The organism is Aeribacillus sp. FSL M8-0254 (assembly GCF_038008845.1).
Classification (GTDB): domain Bacteria; phylum Bacillota; class Bacilli; order Bacillales; family Aeribacillaceae; genus Aeribacillus; species Aeribacillus composti.
The window spans coordinates 2,859,521-2,880,641 of sequence record NZ_JBBOZY010000001.1; the positions used below are offsets into that span (position 1 = coordinate 2,859,521).

Genomic DNA, 21,121 nt, shown 5'->3' on the forward strand with positions numbered 1-21,121 from the left:
TATAAAATACCCATTCCCTACTCTTTACTATACAAAAGAGAGATGTAAAATACTCGTTTCTTAATCTTTACTATACAAAAAAAGAGAAGGAACTGAAATCCTTCTCCTTTCAATCAAAATTATAGAACGCTCGCATGTCCTTTATAAATCATCCCTTGGATTGCATCCACAGTGACTTCCATACCATCCTTCAAAATTTCTGTTGCATTTTCTACCCCGACAATGACTGGAATGCCAAGGCTCAAACCGACTACGGCCGCATGGCACGTTAAGCCGCCTTCTTCCGTAACAAGTGCAGCTGCTTTTTCAATCGCTTCCATCATGTCTTTGTCGGTCCCATTCGTAACGAGAATTGAACCTTTCACCATTTTCTCAACAGCTTCTTTACTATTCTTTGCAACGATAACCTTTCCAAACGCCGATGCTCGTCCAATCCCTTGACCTTTTCCTAAAACATCGCCAACAACATGGACTTTCATCAGATTTGTGGAACCTGTTTCTCCTACAGGTACTCCGGCTGTAATAATCACTCGATCTCCATGTGTAATAATTCCAGTGTTTATAGATTCACGCACAGCTATGTCAAGCATTTCATCTGTTGTTGTAGCAATTTGTCCTATTGTTGGATGCACACCCCATACAAGGGCAAGCTTACGGCATACTTTACTGCTGGATGTTACTGCAATAATCGGCGCTTTTGGCCGATATTTCGAAATCATTTTGGCCGTATAGCCGCTGACTGTTGGCGTGATAATGGCCGAAACGTCCAAATTAATCGCCGTATAAGCTACTGATTGTCCAATTGCATTTGTGATCGTTGAATCAGCAACTTTCGTATGTTTCGTTAAGGCTTGGCGATAATCTAAAGCTTGTTCAACGCGGGAAGCAATTTTATGCATCGTCTCCACTGCTTCTACCGGATATAAACCGGCAGCTGTCTCGCCTGAAAGCATAATTGCATCGGTTCCATCAAAAATAGCGTTTGCTACATCGCTGGCTTCCGCACGGGTAGGTCTTGGGTTTCGCTGCATCGAATCAAGCATTTGAGTAGCAGTGATAACAGGTTTTCCTAATTGATTGCATTTGCGAATCAGTTCCTTTTGGACAAGCGGAACATCTTCAGCGGGAATTTCCACTCCTAAATCTCCTCGAGCAACCATTAGCCCGTCGGAAACTTCCAAAATTTGATCAATATTGTCAACGCCTTCTTGATTTTCTATTTTCGGGATAATTTGAATATCGCCAGCTTGGTGCTCCTCCAACAGTTGACGAATTTCCAATACGTCGGAAGCGCGGCGAACAAATGATGCAGCGATAAAATCGACTCCCTGCTCAATGCCAAACAAAATATCTTTTGCATCTTTCTCCGTAATTCCAGGAAGATTGACACTAACTCCAGGAACATTGACTCCTTTTTTATTTTTCAAAATTCCGCTGTTTAATACCTTCGTTTCAATTTCCTGTTTTTCTTTATCAATCTTTGTAACTTCTAAACCAATTAATCCGTCATCAAGCAATATTTTAGAACCAACGGAAACATCATTGATTAATCCTTTATATGTAACCGAAATTTTTTCTTTCGTGCCGACAACCTCTTCCATTGAAATAAGAAGGCGGGATCCTGCTTCTAATTGTATCTCCCCGTTTTCCATTGTATGCGTTCGAATCTCAGGGCCTTTTGTGTCCAATAATATTGCAACACTTTTGCCCAAGCGCTCCGCTGCCTCCCGAATGTTTTGAATTCTCGCTTTATGCTCCTCATGATCTCCATGCGAAAAATTGAGCCGTGCCACATTCATGCCGGCCTTAATTAGTTTTTCCAACATTTCGATGCTCTCGCTTGCAGGACCTATTGTACAAACAATTTTCGTTTTTCGCATAAATTGGCATACCTCCTAAACATTATGAAAACGATCCCATGTTCATACTTTATATAGAAAGTTCTTTTGAAAGCTTGTACATTGACTTATCAACCGTATGAGGCTGATCCAAAATTTCTAAAATGTCATGATCCACAAGCTGATTATTTTGGATGCCTACACATCGTCCGCCTTTACCATTAAGAAGCAGTTCCACCGCATAAGCGCCTAGTCTGCTTGCCAATACTCTATCAAATGCGGTAGGCGATCCGCCGCGTTGAATGTGGCCTAATACAGAAACACGCGTTTCAAAGTTTGTCATCTCTTTGATCTTTTGGCCTATTTCGACGCCGCTTCCCACGCCTTCAGCGACAATAATAATACTATGTTTTTTCCCTCTTTCATGGCCTCGTTTTAATCGATCGATGATTTCCTCTATTTTGAAATCTGCTTCCGGAATTAAAATGGTTTCCGCACCTCCGGCAAGCCCGGACCATAAAGCGATGTCACCGGCATCCCGACCCATTACTTCTATTACGTATGTACGCTCATGGGAGGTAGCTGTATCACGAATTTTATCAATTGCTTGTATCACCGTATTAAGTGCTGTATCAAAACCGATCGTATAGTCAGTTCCAGGTATGTCATTGTCGATGGTGCCCGGCACCCCAACGCATGGATATCCATGTTCAGTCAACTTTTTGGCGCCCATGTAGGAGCCGTTTCCGCCAATAACGACAAGTCCTTCAATCCCGAATTTCTTCAATTGTTCAATTCCTTTTTTTTGTCCTTCGATTGTTTTAAATTCTTCACACCGTGCCGTATAGAGCATCGTTCCACCGCGATGAATGATGTCACCTACTGAACCAAGTTCAAGCTTTTGAATTTTTCCCGAAATAAGACCTGAGTAACCATTATAAATTCCATAAACTTCTAATCCATGAAAAATTCCTTTGCGGACAACGGCACGAATTGCAGCGTTCATACCAGGAGAATCGCCGCCGCTCGTTAAAACGCCGATTTTTTTCATAATTTCACCTCTCTTGGACTGCTCAAACAAAGCTTACATAAAATAATGATCATATTATCTGATAATCGTTGAGCATAGTAAGCTTAGAATAGTTAAATTCTTTATTATTATACACAAAAAGAAGCGATGCGAAAGATAAAAATAAAAAAATAACGTGCGGCTCCATCAAGGAGTGCACGTTACTGAGTATTTGTCACTTGTTCGTCAATAACGGCCCCAATACTTTTAAATTTTTCGTACCGATGCCTGATCAGCTCTTCTCCGCTCATATTGGTCAATTCTTTTAATGAACGTTTTAAAGCCTGTTCAATGTGTTTAGCTTGCAATTGGACATCCCTATGTGCCCCGCCTTTTACTTCCGGAATGATATCATCAATAACACCAAGCTCTTTTAAATCTTGGGCAGTGATCTTCATTGTTTCTGCCGCTTTTTTAGCTAAGCCGGCATCCTTCCATAATAGGGCGGCAGCCCCTTCGGGAGAAATAACTGAATAAGTAGAATTTTCCAACATATATATATGATTTCCTACTCCTAATGCTAATGCGCCGCCGCTTCCCCCTTCTCCAATGACAATACATATAATTGGAACAGAAAAACCGGCCATTTCAAACAAATTTCTGGCAATTGCTTCACTTTGTCCCCGCTCTTCTGCAGCTTTTCCTGGATAAGCTCCTTTTGTATCGATAAATGTAATAATAGGGCGGTTAAACTTGTTCGCCTGTTTCATAAGGCGCAATGCTTTACGGTAACCTTCAGGATGCGGCATACCAAAATTTCTTCGGATATTGTCTTTCGTATCTTTTCCTCTTTGCTGCCCGATTACCGTTACAGGGATCCCATGAAATTTTGCAACGCCTCCTACAATCGCTTCGTCATCACCAAAATATCTGTCTCCGTGGCATTCGAAAAAATTTTCAAATAACAGCTCAATATAATCAAGCGTTGTAGGGCGATTCGGATGGCGTGCGATTTGGACGCGATTCCACGGGGAGAGGTGATCATATATTTCCTTTTCTAAATTTTTTAGTCTTGTTTCCAGCTTTTCAATTTCAGCCGACAAATCTACATCCGCTGTTTTTGTAAATTCCTTTAATTCATGAATTTTTTTCTTTAATTCTATAATCGGCTTTTCAAATTCCAGTTCTCCTACCAATCTACATCCCCCTTTGCTTGGTGTATATCCAAGAGGTTGATTAACGTATCCCGCAGTTGGTGGCGGTGCAATACAGAATCAAGCTGCCCATGCTTCAGCAGAAATTCAGCAGTTTGGAAATCTTCCGGAAGCTCTTCTCTGATCGTTTGTTCTATGATTCTGCGCCCTGCAAAACCGATTAATGCACCAGGCTCGGCAAAATTGTAGTCACCTAAAGAAGCGAAGCTAGCCGATACTCCCCCTGTAGTCGGATGGGTCATAACCGAAATAATGAGTCCGCCTTCATCGCTGAATAATTTTAAAGCAGCGCTAGTTTTCGCCATCTGCATTAAACTGAGGACGCCTTCTTGCATACGAGCACCGCCTGAAGCTGTGAAAATAATAAAGGGGATGTTTTTTTTCTTCGCTTTTTCAATTGCCCTTGTAATTTTTTCTCCAACTACCGAACCCATGCTCCCCATGCGAAAACTCGCATCCATAACGGCAATCACTACTGGAAATCCGCCGATTGTTCCTTCGCCTGTCACGACAGCTTCATTTAACTTCGTTTTCTCTTTGTCTTTTTCTAGCTTTTCTAAATACCCTTCAAAATTAAGAGGGTTTCCAGAACGCATATCGCTGTCATATTCTAAAAAGCTGCCATGATCTAAAAGGCTGGCAATTCTTTCTCTCGCTCCCATTTGAAAATGGTAGCCGCAGTTGTTGCACACTTTTAAATTTTTTTCAATTTCTTTTGAGTACATAATCTTTTTACATTTTGGACATTTTGTCATAATACCTTCAGGAACATCATATTTTGCATGTCCGAAAGGGATCGATGCATATTTTTTCTTTTTTGAAAAAATGTTTTTTATCAAAATAGAACCTCCCTTTTTGGCTGAATAATGTCTTCATTGCAAGGGATGACACCTTCAATCAATCTTAAATCTTCCGGATCTTCTTCCTATATCTTTTGAGAGGTATTCAAATATTATAAATATATCATATTTTTCTTTCTCCCAACAGCAGAGAAGAGAGGTTTCTCATTCTTTCGCCATTTGTAGCCGCTTTTATTTTCCAATAATAGCAAGCTTTCTTGTTTTTTCCGCAACTTCTTCCGGATCTACTTTTATGCGTGCAACACCTGTTTCCATTGCCGTTTTCGCAACAGCTGCAGCAACACATGGTGCAACCCTTGGATCAAACGGCTCCGGAATAACATAATCAGGACGAAGCTCATCTTCCTTAATAAGAGAAGCAATCGCTTCAGCAGCAGCCATTTTCATCTGTTCATTTATATGTGTTGCTCTTACATCCAATGCTCCACGGAAAATCCCCGGAAATGCTAAAACGTTATTCACCTGGTTAGGGAAATCTGAACGTCCTGTTCCAATGACTTTTGCTCCAGCTTCTTTCGCATCGTCAGGCATAATTTCCGGATCAGGATTGGCCATAGCGAAAATGATCGGATTATCCGCCATTAATTTTACCATTTCTTTTGTTAGGGCTCCTGCGACTGACACACCGATAAAAACATCCGCTCCTTCGATTACATCGTCCAAAGAGCCCTCTAAGCGATTATGATTTGTATATTTAGCCACTTCAGCTTTTATGCTGTTCATTCCGTAAGGACGTCCATCGAAAATGGCTCCTTTTGAATCGCACAAAATAATGTCACGAACACCATAGCGATATAATAATTTTATAATAGCTATTCCAGCCGCTCCTGCTCCGTTTGCGACAACTTTAATATTTGACATCTCTTTGCCGACCAGCTTCAACGCATTTAATAAACCAGCGACAGTTACAATGGCGGTTCCGTGTTGATCGTCATGGAAAATCGGAATGTTCGTTTCCTTTTTTAAACGCTCTTCAATTTCGAAGCAATTTGGTGCGGCAATATCTTCCAAGTTTATGCCGCCAAAAGTCGGCTCAAGAAGCTTTACTGTCTCAATAATTTTTTCCACATCTGTCGTATCTATACAAATCGGAAACGCATCGACACCTGCAAAGCTTTTAAATAAAACAGCTTTTCCTTCCATGACAGGGAGAGCTGCCTCCGGTCCGATGTTTCCAAGCCCTAAAACGGCTGTTCCATCAGAGACAACCGCCACCATATTCCCCTTCATCGTATACTCATACACTTTGCTTTTATCATCATAAATTGCCTTGCACGGCTCAGCCACTCCAGGAGAGTATGCTAAACTTAAATCTTTTGCATTTCGTACCGGAATTTTTGATTTTGTTTCAAGTTTTCCCTTCTGAACACTATGAATATGTAATGCTTCTTCTCTTAATGACAACCTTTATCACTCCTTAACAATATGGATAATCGTCAAAATGGAAAGATCACTTTTTAGATATTTCTAAATTATTATACATGCAATCCGTTGTAAAGAAAAAGACATGTTTATTCTCTCAAGGCGACATTCCTTTCTCCGAGCAATGCCCGCAATCGATTCAAACATTGTTCAGACGGTTGTACACCAAATGTTTCGGGAAGCTTGACCGCTTTCTTTTTTCGTTCATGGTAAATAAATACAGGTATGCTGCCTGGATAATCCTGCAATACTTTTTTTATTTCGAGAAGCTTTTGTTTCTCTGATGCTTCATCTGAAATTTTTAAAAATAAAGCACGCTGCCGTTTAAATTCCGAGATGTCTTTTACGTCTTGAATTATATATTGAACATGTTCATTTCTAATTTCCGGTTTTCCGGTCAACAAATAAACATTCCCTTTCTTTATTTTTCCGCTGAACTTTGCGTATTCATTAGGAAACAAGACCGCTTCTACATCCCCGCTTTGATCGCTTATATTGAGAAAAGCCATCGCCTGGCCGCTTTTTGTGCGAATTGCCTTTACGTTCGTCACATACACGCCCACATGAACTTTTTTTTCAATCCATTGCGATAAATCCATTAATCGAACTGCCCCCAGCTGCTTCAAAACCGAATCGTAAGGCTGAATCGGATGGCTTGATAAATAAAATCCTAATGTTTCCTTTTCGAATTTTAATTTTTCTTCAATGGTGAACGGTTCCACTTCCACATACTTTGGTTTAATCGCAGCAAGATCGTCAAGCGGAAAAACGATTTGCTCTTTTTCATCCATTTTGAATAATTCTGCATGTTCGAGCGCAACATCAATACTAGCAAGCAACGTTGCCCGATCTTGCCCAAAATCATCCATCGCACCAGAAAAAATGAGCGCTTCTATTGTTCGGCGATTGACTGCCTTTGAAGACATCCTGATACAAAAATCAAACAAATCTTCAAAAGGCTTCTTTTTTCTTTCTTTTGCAATTTCTTTCATAGCGGCAATGCCAACATTTTTAATCGAGGCAAGTCCGAATCGGATAGATCCGTTTTCCACTAAAAAAGAAAAACCGCTTTTATGAATGGATGGCGGCAGGATTGTAATTCCCATTTCTGAAGCTTCTCGAACATATTGCGCTAATTTTTCTTGATTTCCTCCGATGCTCGACATTAACGCAGCCATAAAATATAAAGGATAGTGGGCTTTTAAATAAGCAAGCTGATAGGCAATCATGCTGTAGGCAACAGCGTGGCTGCGGTTAAAACCGTAGTTGGCAAATTTAACAATGAGATCGTATACTTTATTCGCGGTTTTTTCGTCGTATCCTTTTTTTAAACTACCTATAATAAAGCGATTTCTGTTTTCATCCAAAATCGTTTTAATTTTTTTGCCGACGGCTCGTCTCAAAAGGTCTGCTTCCCCTAACGAAAAACCGGCCATTTTCGCTGCGATTTCCATTATTTGCTCTTGATACACAATGACTCCGTATGTTTTTTCTAAAATAGGCTGCAAATCTTTATGCAAATATTCTACCGGCATCCGGCCGTGCTTCCGTTCGATATAGACAGGAATGTTTTCCATCGGTCCTGGACGATACAAAGCATTAACCGCAACCAAATCTTCCAAATTAGTAGGTTTTAGCTTTTGTAAAACTTTCCTCATTCCTTCTGACTCAAATTGGAACACACCTGTCGTATTTCCTTCCGATAAAAGGGAAAACGTTTTTTCATCATCATAATTTGTAAAGTGGACAGAGAGCTTTGTTCCCTCGTAACGTTCAATTAAACGTTTGATATCTTCTATTAACGTTAAATTTCGCAGACCTAAAAAATCGATTTTCAACAGCCCGATTTCTTCTAAAAAATCCATTGAATATTGTGTTAAATATATATTGTGATGACCATTTTGAATCGGAATGACTTCAGTCAGCGGATGATCGCTTAGCACCACTCCCGCAGCATGCGTCGATACATGGCGCGGCAAGCCTTCCAGCTTTAAAGCCGTTTCAAAAATTTCCTTTCCTTTTTCCATTGAATGAAGGATGTTTCGAAATGCTGCCGATTGTTCAAATGCTTCTCTTAAAGTAATTCCGAGCTTTGAAGGTATGTGCTTTGCGAGCACATCCACCTCTTTATTCGAAGCTCCAAGCGCTTTTGCCACATCTCGAATAGCAGCTTTGGCCGCAAAAGTACCGAAAGTGATGATTTGAGCCACATGCCCTTTTCCGTATTTTCGCGCAACATATTCAATCATTTCATCCCGTCTTGTATCCGGAAAATCAATATCGATATCTGGCATAGAAACACGTTCAGGATTTAAAAAACGCTCAAACAATAGATTATAGCGAATTGGATCTACATTCGTAATATCTAGTACATATGCCACTAAAGAGCCGGCTGCTGAACCGCGGCCTGGACCGGTTACAATACCTTTTTCATGCGCGTATTTCATAAAATCCCAAACGATTAAAAAATAATCGCTAAAATTCATTTTTTTTATAACAGACAGCTCATACGAAAGCCTTTTGACATACTCGTCCGAAGGGGATGTTACTTTTTTTCTTAATCCTTCAAAGCACAGCTGTTCAAGAAAATCATCGCTGCTCAATCCTCCAGAAAAGGGGTATTTAGGCAATTTTGTTTTGCCTAATTCTATTTCAACATGGCATTCGGAGGCGATCCGAACAGTATTCTCAATGGAATCAGGAAAGTTCGCGAAATTGTTTATCATTTCCGCCGGGGATTTTAAATAATATTCGCAAGCAAACGCTGCGTCTTGTTCTTCTACAGTCGTTCCGTCTTTAATCGCCAGCAAACAGCGGTGTGCAAATGCATCATCCTTTTCAACATATAAAACATCGTTCGTTGCGACAATCGGAACTTTGATCGTTTCTCTCAGCTCCGCAATTTTTTTATTTAATTGCTGCTCTTCCGGCAAGCCGTGATTTTGTACGGATATGTAAAAAGAATTGGGATCGAGCATGCTTTGAAAAAACTCCACCGCTTTTCCTGCCTCTGCAATCTGTCCGTTTATAAGCAGCTGCTCAATCAAGCCTTGTCTGCCAGGTGTGATCACAAAAAGATCCCTGCTGTATTGTTTAAAAAAAGAAAGCGGAAGTCCTTTCGGAAACTTTGTTTGCAGCAAACTGCTTAATTTAAGCAAATTGCGGTATCCGCTGTTATTTTTAGCAAGCAAAACAAAAGGATACGGTTCGTTTTTTATGATAACGGTAGCAGTTAAACCGAAAATCGGTTTAATCCCGTGTTCTTTACAAATTTTATAAAAAGAGAGCGCTCCATACATGACATGATGGTCTGTCAAGGCTAGAGCTGTTTGACCAGTTTTTTTCGCATAGCGGACAAGCTTGTCCAATCCCGCAGCACTAGTCAGCAAACTATAGGCGCTCTTCACTTGTAGGTGAACAAAAGGCAATGAAGACCCCACCTTTTTTCAATGTTTTCTTAAAACAATTATAGTCATTGTTTTCAATGAAAGACAAACTTCATACTTTTATCTTCCCATCCATATACATATAAAGAAAGAGAATAAAACACGCCTTTTCACTGCTTGCTGAAACCGGCTATTTAGCAAGTTTATTATAATCATATTTCCCCAATGAACGGAAGAAAGGATGGTGGAAGCTCAATGGAAACAGATACTTTTATTGCAACCTTTATTAAAGTGTATTTTATTGCGTTAGGAGTCATTTTCGGCGGCTCGTTAATCGGCGGTATTGGCGCATATATTACAGGCGATGCTCCTCTCACCTCCATTTTCAGAATGGCAAACAAATTGAAAATTTGGGCTCTTGTTGCAGCTATTGGAGGGACGTTTGATGCGTTTTACAGCTTTGAACGAGGGATTTTTGAAGGAGCGACAAAGGACATTGTGAAACAGATTTTGTTAATCATTTCCGCCATGGGCGGTTCTCAAACAGGCTGGCTCTTAATCTCTTGGTTCACACAGGAGCATGTTTCGCAATGAGAATCCCGCCTTATTATAAAAAGCCTTCATGGCAGCGTTTTTTTGCCGGAGTTGCCGTAGGAGCTCTTATTAGCTGGGGGTTTTTTCTATATTCCTTTGGCTATTACCAAGAAAAACAAGTAAAAATCATTTCAACACAGCAAGAAACGATCGAACAATTAAAAAACGACATTCAAATTTGGCAGAGGGATTACAAAGAGCTAAATAAGAGAAACTTAGAATTATTGACTGTACAGGATGTCAAAATCGAAATTAAAAATGCGGAAAAATATAAGCTGGATGAATTAATGAAATATTCGATTGAAAATACGATCAAAAACGATTTAGCTGATTTAATTGCAAAAGATATTGACAGTGTTGTGAAAACAAGGCATTTAATTGCCAAAACGATTGAAAATAGAAAATATAAAATAGATGACAAAGAATACAACGCTACTGTCGTGGAGCTTGTCATTACACCGACCATTATTGTTGAAGTTGAATTGAAATTGAGCAAATAATAATGGCAACTTTTCTCCTATTATGAGGAGGGAAAAAGCGCCCTCCTTAAGATGCTTTACATAAAGCGACCAGCTCTTGAATGATTTGATCCGCAGTTTCCCAGCTGTTGATCGTAGCTCCGGCCGCAAGCGGATGGCCTCCACCTTTAAAGCGTTTTGCAAGCTCATTGATCACGATTCCCTTCGAGCGGAATCTGACCCGAATTTCGTTGTTTTCCTCGACAAACAGCACCCACGCCTTGATCCCTTCAATATTTCCTAAAGCACCGACGAGCTGTGAAGCTTCGGAAGGAGTGACGCGGTATTCGTCCAATAGTTCTTTAGGAAGCTTTATATAAGCGGCCCCTGAATCAGTCAAAACGAAATTTTGCAGGACGTAACCGTTCAGCTTCGCCACATTAAGTTTCGTTTTATACATTTCGTCGTATATTTGCGTAAATGAAAACCCATAGTCTATAATCTCGCTTGCATATTGGAACGTTTTTTTCGTCGTATTTGAAAACAAAAATCTTCCTGTATCCCCAACAATTCCGGCATAAATGAGACTGGCTGCTTTTTTCGATAACGTTAAGCCTTGATCTTTGCCAAATAGATAAAATTCATAAATCATTTCGCTGACAGAGCTGGCAGATGTGTCTACCCAGACTATATCTCCATAAGGATCTTCATTTGGATGATGATCGATTTTGATCAATTTTTTCCCTTTATCATATCTTTGATCGCAAATTCGTTCTTGGTTAGCTGTGTCACATACGATGACGAGTGCTTCTTGATAAATGTCATCTTGAATTTCATCCATTTTGTATAAAAACGTTAAAGAAGGCTCATCGTTGCCGACTACATATATGTTTTTTTCAGGAAACGATTCTTTTAACAATTCCGCAAGCCCGCACTGAGAACCGTATGCATCAGGATCCGGCCGGACATGTCTATGTATAATAATCGTATCGAATGCTTTTATTTCATTTAAAATCTGTTGTTTCATTTCAGCTCTCCTTTATCATCATAAATGTTTTATTTCATCATTTACTAATGGTAAAATGATAATCGATACTTAGATGGAGGTTGACATCATGCCTGTTTTAGCTATCCTAACGGTCATTTCTTTATCTTTTTATGTTTTTTACAAAATCAAATATTTTCGCACGAAACGTCCGATGGAAAGAAGCTGGATTTCATCTAAATCTAGCATTTCTCTAGGATTGTTTGTCTTCTTTTTCGGATTAAACCAAATGTTTTTAAACCGATCCACTGTTGCGCTCATCGTCGGTGTTGTTTTTATTATAACAGGTTGTCTGAGCATTTGGGCAGGATATAAAGCTTACAAATATTATTTGCCTTTGGCAATCAAAGAAAGCGAAAATGCCCGCTAAGAAAATTATATGGGAGAGACTGTCCTTATTTTTCAGACAGTCTTTTTTTAATTACGATCCATGATTTGCACCATTAATATAGCTTTGCCGACTAAAGTGTTTTCGTGGAATACTTCCACATCAATTTTCCCGAATTTTCGACCCACGTCTAATATTTTCGGATGAATTTCAATCATGCTTTCCATTTGAACAGGTTTCAAAAAATAAATCGTCATATTCTCAACGACAAGCTCGCCTTTCTTTTTCTGTCTCAAATGATAATTGGCCGCTTCTGTAACTAGAGTTGTGAAGGCACCGTATGAAATGGTACCGAACTGGTTTGTCATTTGCGGTGTTACTTCACATTTAAAAATGTTTGATTCTTTTGCTTCATCAGAAAGATTGATCATCTGCCTCGTGATGATGTCATCAATTTTTTCACCTGTGTGCGGCTGCCGTTCAATTGAATGGAGAGCCTTTAAAACGTCCTGTCTGGAAATCATACCTGATAGGCGGCCGTTTCCGTCCACAACAGGCAATACTTCAATTCCTTCCCAAACCATTATTTGCGCAGCTGAAGCGACAGATGTTTTTCCTGTAACGGTTATCGGACTTTTTGTCATCACTTTTTCAATGGATGTTTTTCGATCTGACGTCATAATATCCTTTGCCGTGACAATTCCAACAACCTTCAAACCTTGATCAATGACCGGGAATCGTCCGTGTCCAGTTTGCCGGTTGTATTCAAACCAGCGTTCAATCGGATCATTCGGGGTTAACGTGACAGTTTTTTCTAATGGGGTCAAAATGTCTTCCACTAACACGATTTCCTTTTTGATCAGCTGGTCATATATCGCTCTGTTTATCATCGTAGCCACTGTAAAAGTATCGTAGCTAGTGGATATTATCGGGAGCTCGAGCTCATCCGCCAGTTTTTTTACATAATCATCTGTGTCAAATCCCCCGGTTATTAAAACGGCGGCTCCTGCTTCCAAAGCCGACTGCTGAGCTTTTGTTCTGTTGCCGACAATGAGCAAGTTTCCAGCACCTGTATATCTCATCATCGCTTCCAATTTCATGGCGCCGATAACGAATTTATTTAATGTTTTATGAAGGCCGGCCCTGCCGCCTAACACTTGTCCATCGACAATATTGACAACCTCCGCAAATGTTAGCTTTTCAATATTGTCTTTTTTCTTTTTTTCAATTCGAATGGTGCCGACCCTTTCGATTGTGCTGACAAAGCCTTTATTTTCCGCATCTTTAATCGCACGATAGGCAGTTCCTTCACTGACATTCATAACTTTGGCAATTTGTCTGACTGAAATTTTATCTCCGACGGGCAGAGACTCAATATAGTTCAAAATTTGTTCATGCTTTGTCGCCAATTTCTTCCCTCCTTTTAAGTTACATGATTGGCGAATTCTTCAAACATTTACTTATTTTTTCCTAAAATTTACTGTTTAGCAAACAAATGCTTTGAACTCATAATACGTAAAATGAACGGCTAAAAGCCGTCCATCAACAATCTCACAGTTCGATTGTTTCTCCTGGTTTCAATAGGAGACCGACACCGTCTGGAAGCTTGGAAACAAAATCTTCAGGGTTTTGCTGGATCACTGGGAACGTGTTGTAATGAATCGGCACGACTTTTTTAGCTCGAATCCATTCTGCTGCTGTAAGAGCATCCTCCGGTCCCATTGTATAATTATCGCCAATCGGCAAAAAGGCTAAATCAATTTCATTGCGTTCTCCAATTAATTTCATATCAGAAAACAATGCTGTATCGCCTGCATGATAAATCGTTTTGTCCTCAGCTGTCAACAAAATTCCTGCTGGCATGCCAGTATACACAATGTTTTGGTTATCTTCCGTATAGCTGGAGCCATGGAAAGCCTGAGTCAGCTTTACTTTTCCAAACTCAAACTCGTATGCTCCCCCGATGCTCATTCCATGGGTTTTAATCCCTTTCCAGCTCAAGTATGTAGCCAGCTCTGCAATCGCCACGACTAACGAATCATTTCTTTTTGCAATTTCAACCGTATCCCCTACATGATCATTATGGCCGTGTGTCAACAAAATGACATCTGCTTTCACATCTTCAACCTTCAAATCAGTTTGCCCGTTCCCATTAATGAACGGATCAATGATAATGTTTTTCCCATTTGTTTCAATTTGAACGATGGAATGACCGTGAAAGGAAACCTTCATAAAAAACCCCTCCTTTTCGAATCTACTTTCATTTTACTGGAAACTTATGCTTTTGAAAACGTTTTATCGTTATTGATGAAATCGATGAATGACATTAGCGGCTCCCGTCGCTTCAATTATGGCGCCTGTAATAAAATCTGACTGTTCATCGCACAAAAAGGTTATAATTCTTGCGATATCTTCCCCTGTACCTGATCTTCCAATCGGCGTGTTCACGTCAATATGCTTTCTAGCTTCTTCAATGGTCGCCTCTTTCATTTCCGCCGTAATGTTTCCTGGACAAACCATATTTGCTGTGATGCCGTTTTCCGCCTCTTCAATAGCAATCGTTTTTGTCAAAGAGACTAGTCCGGTCTTAGCCGCGCTGAACGCCGAGCGGTGAAGCCAGCCTGAAGCATCCCCGGCACCTTGGAAGCCGTAGGTAATGATTCGGCCGTACTTTTGTTTCCTCATAATCGGGATTGTTCGTTTCACTAAATGAAACACCGAGCTTAAATTTCCTTCAATCATTTCATACCATTCCTGATCAGAATAATCAGCAAGCTTTTTCCTCTCAAATATATACGGACCCGCATTATTAACTAAACAGTCAATACGGCCAAAGCACTGATAAGTTTGATCAATCAGCCGAATTAAATCTTCCTTTTTCGTCACATCACATCGTATAAACAGCAAACGGTCGCGCATAGAAGCATATTTTTCCTGCAGTTGTTCAACTCCTGTTTGATTATTGTGATAACTGACCGTCACGCTGTACCCCTTTTCCAAAAATAATTCGGTCACCTTTCTTCCAAGACCTCTTGAGCCTGCCGTAACAATTGCATGGCGCACCCATCAATTCCTCCCTTTATTTACTACAATCATTTTACAATAATTTTTTAAAATGCAAAAACGGAATAGCTTCCACGATTTTTATCAGCAAGAGGTTGGAATGCAAGTGCAAGGCGGTCTTTCCATATAAAAAAGCGGGCACAATGAGTACCCGCCTGTTTCAGCTTATGCGCAGAAGACTGATTTTTCATTGAAGGTCTTTATTCAATTAAAACAAATGGAGTTGGATTTATATAATCGCCTTTGCTTTATTGATTTGCTCCTTTACTTCCTTAAATCCAGTTCCACCTAAGCTGTTTCGTTTGTTGACCGCTTCGTATGGGTTCAGAACTTCATATACATCATTTTCAAACAGAGAGGATGCTTCCTTATACTCTTCTAATGGCAAGTCAAGTAAATAGATTCCTTTTTGAATGCATTTATATACAAGTTTTCCGACTACTTCATGAGCTTCGCGGAAAGGAAGACCTTTTTTCGCCAAATAGTCAGCGAGTTCAGTAGCGTTTGAAAAATCCTGCTTCACCGATTTTTCCATCTGCTCTTTATTTACTTTCAGCGTTTCGATCATTCCCGTCATAATTTGCAAACAGCCCTCTACTGTTTTCACAGTATCGAACATGCCCTCTTTATCTTCCTGCAAGTCTTTGTTATAGGCAAGAGGGAGACCTTTTAAAACCGTCAGCAAACCGACGAGGTTGCCGACGACGCGACCGCTCTTCCCTCGAATTAATTCCGCCATATCCGGATTTTTCTTTTGTGGCATGATGCTGCTGCCGGTCGAATAAGCGTCATCCATTTCAACGAACTGGAATTCCTGCGAGCACCATAAAATTAATTCTTCGCAAAATCTTGAGAGATGAATCATCAACAGCGAGCTGTTGCTCATAAATTCAACAATAAAATCCCTGTCGCTCACCGCATCCAGGCTGTTTAAATAAACTTCATCGAAGCCTAAAAGCTCAGCCGTATATTTCCGGTCAATCGGAAAAGTTGTCCCAGCTAATGCGGCAGCACCAAGCGGACTGATATTAATCCGTTTCAAAGATTCTGTAAATCTAGATTTGTCACGCTCAAGCATCCAAAAATAAGCCAATAAATGATGGGCAAATGAAACCGGCTGCGCCCGCTGCAAATGTGTATATCCCGGCAAAATCGTCTCAATATGCTGTTCAGCTTTGTTTACAAGCGCTTTTTGCAATTCTCTGATCAGTTCCACAATGGCTTCAACATGTTTTTTTAAGTATAGATGCATATCGGTCGCCACTTGGTCGTTGCGGCTTCTTGATGTATGCAGCTTTCCGCCGATCGGTCCGATTTCATCTATTAACATTTTTTCAATGTTTAAATGAATATCTTCATATTGAACGGAGTATTCAAGCTCCCCATTTTTTGCTTTTTCCAAAAGACGGTGCAGCCCTTTTTCAATCGCTTCTCCTTCCTCTTTTGTTAAAATGCCGCACTTGGCAAGCATTTTAACATGGGCGAGGCTCCCTTGAATGTCTTCCTCTACGAGCTGTTTGTCAAACGTGATCGACGCATTGAATTCGTCGACCCATGCTTCGGGCGTCTTTTGAAAACGGCCGCCCCAAAGTTTTTTCATATTGTCACCTTCTTGTTTTTCACGATGCTGTTCACCGCTGTTGGAAGGCCGAACAGTTTAATAAAGCCGACTGCTGCTTCATGATCAAATGAATCTTCTTGCGTGTAGGTGGCCAGCTTTTCATCATAAAGTGAGTACGGAGATTTTCTTCCTTCAACAATTGCGTGCCCTTTATACAATTTTACGCGCACTGTCCCTGTTACATATTTTTGAGTTTCTTTCAAAAATGCTTCCAATGCGCTTTTCAGCGGAGAGAACCAAAGACCGTTGTAAATAAGCTCGGCAAGCTTTTGTTCGATCAGCGGTTTAAAATGCGCTACTTCTTTAACCTGTGTTAAATCTTCCAATTCTTTATGAGCTTTGATCAATGTCATAGCCGCAGGGCATTCGTACACTTCGCGCGATTTAATGCCGACAAGTCTGTTTTCCACATGATCGATTCTGCCGACGCCATGTTTTCCAGCGAGCGCATTCAGCTTCAAAATTAGTTCATCTAACTGCATTCTTTGACCGTTCACTGCTACCGGTACGCCTTGTTCAAATTCAATTTCGATGATGTCCGCTTCATCCGGTGCATTTTCAATGGAAGAAGTCAGTTCATAGGCATCCTCAGGCGGTGCAGCCCATGGATCTTCTAAAACTCCGCATTCATTGCTTCTTCCCCATAAGTTTTGATCGATGGAATATGGGCTGTCCAGATCAATCGGAATTGGAATGTCATGCTGTTTCGCATATTCAATTTCCTCTTCACGCGACCATTTCCATTCCCGAACAGGTGCCAAAACCTCCAGCTCAGGATTTAACGCTTTTATGGAAACTTCAAAGCGCACTTGGTCGTTTCCTTTTCCGGTACAACCGTGAGCAACTGCGACAGCGCCGGTCTTTTCCGCTATTTCCACTAATTTTTTGGCAATGAGCGGTCTTGAAAGAGCGGAAACAAGAGGATATTTACCTTCATAAAGGGTGTGTGCCTGAAGGGCGATCAACGCATATTCTTCCGCAAACTCTTTTTTCGCATCTATAATATAAGATTGTACAGCACCGACTTTTAGTGCTTTTTCTTTAATAAACTCTAAATCCTTCCCTTCCCCAACGTCCAGACAGCAGGCAACGACGTCGTATCCTTTTTCTTGCAGCCACTTGATGGCGACAGATGTATCTAAACCTCCAGAATAGGCCAATACTACTTTTGGTTTTGACATGTTCATTCTCCTCTCCGATGTATACAAAATGAATAAAAATACTTTTTTATTCATAAAAATGCAATCATTAATTAAAAATGTAACAGTTTTGCTGACTTTTTTCAATAGTTTTTTTTAAAAAGCATTATTTGTTTATGATATAATTTGCATAATAAAAAATGGAGGAATGGAAATGTTTGAATATAACGAAAGATTGGGGATTCCTCTTCCTGCTTTCAGCAAGCATTGGGAGGAATATCCAAATGAGGTTCAACAGCAAATTTTATCGGATTGGGAATGTATACGTGGACAAATTCCTGACCGCATTAAACATTTAGAAGCGATAATAAATAAAAAGCAAGAGCAGTTGAATAACGAAGAGGATTTTGAGCTTTCGTGCAGACTAAATGAAGAAATCAGTGAGATTGCTTCCATCATTAATGATTTATGGCTTTGGTACCGGATTGACCCGCATATAACAGAAGCTTGAGAAGTTATATTTTCATCTCAAGCTCATCCTTTCATAATGATGTCTATATTGATAAAATTTATGGGCAAACTCAATGGCCACTTTCATTGAACGATAGCGAATGCCGCCTCCGATCATTAAGCTTAAAATTGGTTTTCCCCGAATTGTTTTATATTTGAATGTTTGCACGGCAATGCATTTTAAGATTTGATTTACAGTTTGATGGTTGACAAATGGTTCGTTCTGCTCATAAAAATAAGCATCATCTCCATTTTGTAATTCCTCTTTTAATTGATTCCACGCTTCAAATTTTAAATGTTTCGGCATTAAAGAGCCGTGAAAAACCTTTAGAGACAGCATCATTTCATAAGGTGACGAAACTTCATAACCATACGCAAGAGATAATGTTTGCACAGCCCGCATATGAAAAATCATTTGCAGCACAATATCTGCACTTAGCGAAAAAACTCCACCGGAAGAAGCGATTCCTCCTTGAATAAAGGAATACAGCCGCTGCTTCGCCATTTCCTTCTCAGCCAATTGATAGCATTCTTCTAAAGGGAGCGTTTTTAAATCAGTGATCGTTTGAACTTGATCGGAAATAACACGTGCAAATGAGAGGATCCGCTTCCGTGTTTCTGAATAGAAGATCGAGCTTTGCAAAATCGAATGCATATAAAACAAAACGTAATCGACCTTCTCAAACATTTCTTTTTGAATATGCTCAGGAAGGTCATTCAATCTTGTTTCCAGCCATTTGTCAAATGGAAGCGTGCATTTACATGCACATTTTTCCAACTCTTCCTCCCAGCATTTCATTTGATTTACCCAGCTTTCTTCCAAAATGGCCCCCAAAAATGCACCGCCTTTCTTTTTAAACAAATGCTCGCAAATATACAATGATATTATATCACGGAATTGATATAACTCTTAAGAGTCGAGCATTGATAAAATCCAATCCTTTACATCTATCATCCGATTATACTTCGGCAATTGCTCTGTCCCTGAAACGATGATTGCTGCTAAAGAGTCATGCTGGTGTAAACCGCCATGACTCGCACCGCCCACATGCACTGGAGATGACCCGTACTTGAATTCAAAGCCAGGATAAGCGCTAATCATAAGAAATTGTCCTTTATGTGACAAAGCGGCTGCATGTAATCTTGCCAGCGCATCCGGATATTCACCGTACTGAATTCGGCTTCCTTCCGTGAAAATATCCAACACTTCAATGTCTCCGTTTAAAGTCCACATACTTCCATACGGATCTTCCCATTGACCTCCTTTTTTAAACATGAGCATTCCTTCCCGCCGCCCTGAAACAACTTTTATTTTTTCCTCTTCCCGCCAAGCGATGACATCGATGCGTGCATCTGTTTTCAAAATGTTTGCAATTTCTTCAAGCGAATGGTTCGGCTGTAATAAATATACGAACGCCATGCGTTGATTGACCGCAAGTACGATATCATCATCCTTCCGTACACCTTTTGACAGCTTGGTAATACGATATGGGCTGAGTAGCTTTTCTAAATGGATCAGAGGATTTTGATTTCTCGGGCGGACAACCGCTTGGCCGTTATCGCCCATAATGATCCAAACATTGTTCTCCAGCGCTTCCTCCCATGAATGAAAGCTGTCTAACACTTTTTGCAATTCACGATCTGTTTTTACGATTCCTGACAGATCCTCAACTCCTTTTTTATGTATAATTTGATCCATATCAGGAAAATAGACCATTGTAAAAGGAGGCAAAGAATGATTTTTAATAAGATAAATAAGCTCCTGAGCAGAAAATCGATTATTAAAGCCAAATCTTTGCCAGAAGTGTCCATACTTTGCAAATGGGTTCTGTTTAATGAAGGAGCCGTAAGTTAACAAATCCGGTCCCTTAACAGTAAGGCTTCTATGAAAAGTAGGCAGCAAAGATAATAAAAACGGAAGCTGCATTACTTTTTCCTGACTTCCTCGATAGAGAAGTCCATTAATAGACGCGGAATTTTTCCCCTTTTTGCTCAGTTCTTCAAAAATGGTTGCGGCCTTTTTGTTTAAATGCTCATGATTTATATTGTACAGCGGATCCTTTAATGAAGTTGCGAGCCCCAGCTGTAAAAGCTCAGATGCATTTGTTCCATAATTAATAAGACGCTTTTCTTCATCATGAAACCAGACTAATCCTGGAACGTGATGCACATCTGAGTAATGCCCGGTAAGCAGACTGCTTTCCACATTGACGGACATCGTCGGAAAAGGACTGATAATTTCTGAAGCAGTACCATGCTTCATGAAAAAGGCGAAAGCCGGCGCCATTTTATTGTCTACTGCTTTTTTCAAAAAAGGGAGCATGAGAGTATCGATAATCAACAATATCACATTTTTTTTAGCCATTTTGTTCCATCCTCATCGTTTATTTGCTATTAGAATTTGTCTAGAAGGTGAAAATCATGCAAAAAACTCCGGTTTTTTAAACCGGAGCAATATTAAACGCTATTATCATTCTCATCACCCTTCAATCATCACTACTTTATTTTTGAAATAAGAAATGTTGGAGGGAATGAATCATTTTAGTTCCCCTGCATCGTTCATCATATAAATAGATTATTTCCACTTTTTATTGGTAAAAAAAACAACCTCCTTTCATATCCATTTCGGAATAT

General features: G+C 40.0%; 18 protein-coding genes. 4 read left to right on the forward strand and 14 right to left on the reverse strand.

The window, feature by feature from the left end; genetic code table 11:
- Window positions 1-119 precede the first annotated feature (119 nt).
- The 6 genes from pyk to dnaE form a co-directional block, all read right to left on the reverse strand.
- Window positions 120-1,880 carry a pyruvate kinase gene (gene pyk, locus NSQ44_RS13880; protein ID WP_340857330.1) on the reverse strand — a complete coding sequence of 587 codons (1,761 nt, stop codon included), beginning with the start codon at window positions 1,878-1,880 and terminating at the stop codon, window positions 120-122.
- A gap of 49 nt (window positions 1,881-1,929) precedes the next feature.
- Window positions 1,930-2,889, reverse strand: coding sequence for a 6-phosphofructokinase (pfkA, locus tag NSQ44_RS13885; RefSeq protein ID WP_063387397.1), 960 nt, complete (start codon window positions 2,887-2,889; stop codon window positions 1,930-1,932).
- 179 nt (window positions 2,890-3,068) lie between these two features.
- Complete coding sequence (gene accA, locus NSQ44_RS13890) at window positions 3,069-4,043, reverse strand: acetyl-CoA carboxylase carboxyl transferase subunit alpha (RefSeq protein WP_063387396.1); 975 nt, start codon at window positions 4,041-4,043, stop codon at window positions 3,069-3,071.
- Window positions 4,037-4,900: an acetyl-CoA carboxylase, carboxyltransferase subunit beta gene (accD, locus tag NSQ44_RS13895; protein ID WP_063387395.1), complete on the reverse strand. Its 864-nt coding sequence runs from the start codon at window positions 4,898-4,900 to the stop codon at window positions 4,037-4,039. Before accD ends, accA begins: the two co-directional genes overlap by 7 nt.
- Before the next feature lie 192 nt (window positions 4,901-5,092).
- Window positions 5,093-6,325: an NAD(P)-dependent malic enzyme gene (locus NSQ44_RS13900; RefSeq protein ID WP_340857331.1), complete on the reverse strand. Its 1,233-nt coding sequence runs from the start codon at window positions 6,323-6,325 to the stop codon at window positions 5,093-5,095.
- A gap of 107 nt (window positions 6,326-6,432) precedes the next feature.
- Entirely contained in the window at window positions 6,433-9,771 is a 3,339-nt protein-coding gene (gene dnaE, locus NSQ44_RS13905; RefSeq protein WP_340857334.1) for a DNA polymerase III subunit alpha, read from the reverse strand.
- 213 nt (window positions 9,772-9,984) lie between these two features.
- Between dnaE and NSQ44_RS13910 the strand changes: the two genes are divergently transcribed.
- Window positions 9,985-10,323: a YtrH family sporulation protein gene (locus NSQ44_RS13910; RefSeq protein WP_063387392.1), complete on the forward strand. Its 339-nt coding sequence runs from the start codon at window positions 9,985-9,987 to the stop codon at window positions 10,321-10,323.
- Window positions 10,320-10,823 (forward strand): sporulation membrane protein YtrI, encoded by a 504-nt coding sequence (ytrI, locus tag NSQ44_RS13915; RefSeq protein ID WP_066247820.1) that lies wholly within the window; start codon window positions 10,320-10,322, stop codon window positions 10,821-10,823. Before NSQ44_RS13910 ends, ytrI begins: the two co-directional genes overlap by 4 nt.
- Before the next feature lie 46 nt (window positions 10,824-10,869).
- Here the strand turns inward: ytrI and NSQ44_RS13920 are convergent, their stop codons facing one another.
- A complete protein-coding gene (locus tag NSQ44_RS13920) occupies window positions 10,870-11,808 on the reverse strand; it encodes a DHH family phosphoesterase (protein WP_340857335.1) in 939 nt (312 codons plus the stop codon).
- A gap of 88 nt (window positions 11,809-11,896) precedes the next feature.
- On the opposite strand from NSQ44_RS13920, the gene NSQ44_RS13925 reads away from it, so the two are divergent.
- The gene (locus NSQ44_RS13925) at window positions 11,897-12,196 is read left to right on the forward strand and encodes a YtpI family protein (protein WP_063387389.1); all 300 of its coding nucleotides are present in this window, start codon (window positions 11,897-11,899) and stop codon (window positions 12,194-12,196) included.
- Window positions 12,197-12,243: 47 nt separating this feature from the next.
- Here the strand turns inward: NSQ44_RS13925 and NSQ44_RS13930 are convergent, their stop codons facing one another.
- The 5 genes from NSQ44_RS13930 to NSQ44_RS13950 all read right to left on the reverse strand — a co-directional run bounded on the left by NSQ44_RS13930 (window position 12,244) and on the right by NSQ44_RS13950 (window position 18,019).
- Window positions 12,244-13,563: a CBS domain-containing protein gene (locus NSQ44_RS13930; RefSeq protein ID WP_063387388.1), complete on the reverse strand. Its 1,320-nt coding sequence runs from the start codon at window positions 13,561-13,563 to the stop codon at window positions 12,244-12,246.
- Window positions 13,564-13,705: 142 nt separating this feature from the next.
- On the reverse strand, window positions 13,706-14,386 hold the full coding sequence (locus NSQ44_RS13935) for a metal-dependent hydrolase (RefSeq protein WP_063387387.1): 681 nt from the start codon (window positions 14,384-14,386) through the stop codon (window positions 13,706-13,708).
- Between the two features lie 69 nt (window positions 14,387-14,455).
- Window positions 14,456-15,217 (reverse strand): SDR family oxidoreductase, encoded by a 762-nt coding sequence (locus NSQ44_RS13940; RefSeq protein WP_063387386.1) that lies wholly within the window; start codon window positions 15,215-15,217, stop codon window positions 14,456-14,458.
- A 229-nt stretch (window positions 15,218-15,446) separates the two neighbouring features.
- A complete protein-coding gene (gene argH / locus NSQ44_RS13945; RefSeq protein WP_063387385.1) occupies window positions 15,447-16,817 on the reverse strand; it encodes an argininosuccinate lyase in 1,371 nt (456 codons plus the stop codon).
- Window positions 16,814-18,019 carry an argininosuccinate synthase gene (locus tag NSQ44_RS13950; RefSeq protein WP_063387384.1) on the reverse strand — a complete coding sequence of 402 codons (1,206 nt, stop codon included), beginning with the start codon at window positions 18,017-18,019 and terminating at the stop codon, window positions 16,814-16,816. The genes argH and NSQ44_RS13950 overlap by 4 nt, the downstream gene beginning before the upstream one ends.
- 166 nt (window positions 18,020-18,185) lie before the next feature.
- On the opposite strand from NSQ44_RS13950, the gene NSQ44_RS13955 reads away from it, so the two are divergent.
- The gene (locus NSQ44_RS13955) at window positions 18,186-18,488 is read left to right on the forward strand and encodes a hypothetical protein (RefSeq protein ID WP_066247832.1); all 303 of its coding nucleotides are present in this window, start codon (window positions 18,186-18,188) and stop codon (window positions 18,486-18,488) included.
- A gap of 12 nt (window positions 18,489-18,500) precedes the next feature.
- Here NSQ44_RS13955 and NSQ44_RS13960 read toward each other — a convergent pair whose 3' ends face one another.
- Window positions 18,501-19,322, reverse strand: a complete 822-nt coding sequence (locus NSQ44_RS13960; protein ID WP_340857337.1) for an EcsC family protein — start codon at window positions 19,320-19,322, stop codon at window positions 18,501-18,503.
- 75 nt (window positions 19,323-19,397) lie between these two features.
- Window positions 19,398-20,852, reverse strand: coding sequence for an alkaline phosphatase family protein (locus tag NSQ44_RS13965; RefSeq protein ID WP_340857338.1), 1,455 nt, complete (start codon window positions 20,850-20,852; stop codon window positions 19,398-19,400).
- Window positions 20,853-21,121: the final 269 nt, after the last annotated feature.

Bases quoted from the DNA above. Each gene is read 5' to 3' on its own strand.
- pyk (WP_340857330.1), bottom strand. From the start codon at position 1,880: ATGCGAAAAACGAAAATTGTTTGTACAATAGGTCCTGCAAGCGAGAGC.
- pfkA (WP_063387397.1), bottom strand. From the start codon at position 2,889: ATGAAAAAAATCGGCGTTTTAACGAGCGGCGGCGATTCTCCTGGTATG.
- NSQ44_RS13910 (WP_063387392.1), top strand. From the start codon at position 9,985: ATGGAAACAGATACTTTTATTGCAACCTTTATTAAAGTGTATTTTATT.
- ytrI (WP_066247820.1), top strand. From the start codon at position 10,320: ATGAGAATCCCGCCTTATTATAAAAAGCCTTCATGGCAGCGTTTTTTT.
- NSQ44_RS13920 (WP_340857335.1), bottom strand. From the start codon at position 11,808: ATGAAACAACAGATTTTAAATGAAATAAAAGCATTCGATACGATTATT.
- NSQ44_RS13925 (WP_063387389.1), top strand. From the start codon at position 11,897: ATGCCTGTTTTAGCTATCCTAACGGTCATTTCTTTATCTTTTTATGTT.
- NSQ44_RS13935 (WP_063387387.1), bottom strand. From the start codon at position 14,386: ATGAAGGTTTCCTTTCACGGTCATTCCATCGTTCAAATTGAAACAAAT.
- argH (WP_063387385.1), bottom strand. From the start codon at position 16,817: ATGAAAAAACTTTGGGGCGGCCGTTTTCAAAAGACGCCCGAAGCATGG.
- NSQ44_RS13950 (WP_063387384.1), bottom strand. From the start codon at position 18,019: ATGTCAAAACCAAAAGTAGTATTGGCCTATTCTGGAGGTTTAGATACA.
- NSQ44_RS13955 (WP_066247832.1), top strand. From the start codon at position 18,186: ATGGAAATGTTTGAATATAACGAAAGATTGGGGATTCCTCTTCCTGCT.
- NSQ44_RS13965 (WP_340857338.1), bottom strand. From the start codon at position 20,852: ATGGCTAAAAAAAATGTGATATTGTTGATTATCGATACTCTCATGCTC.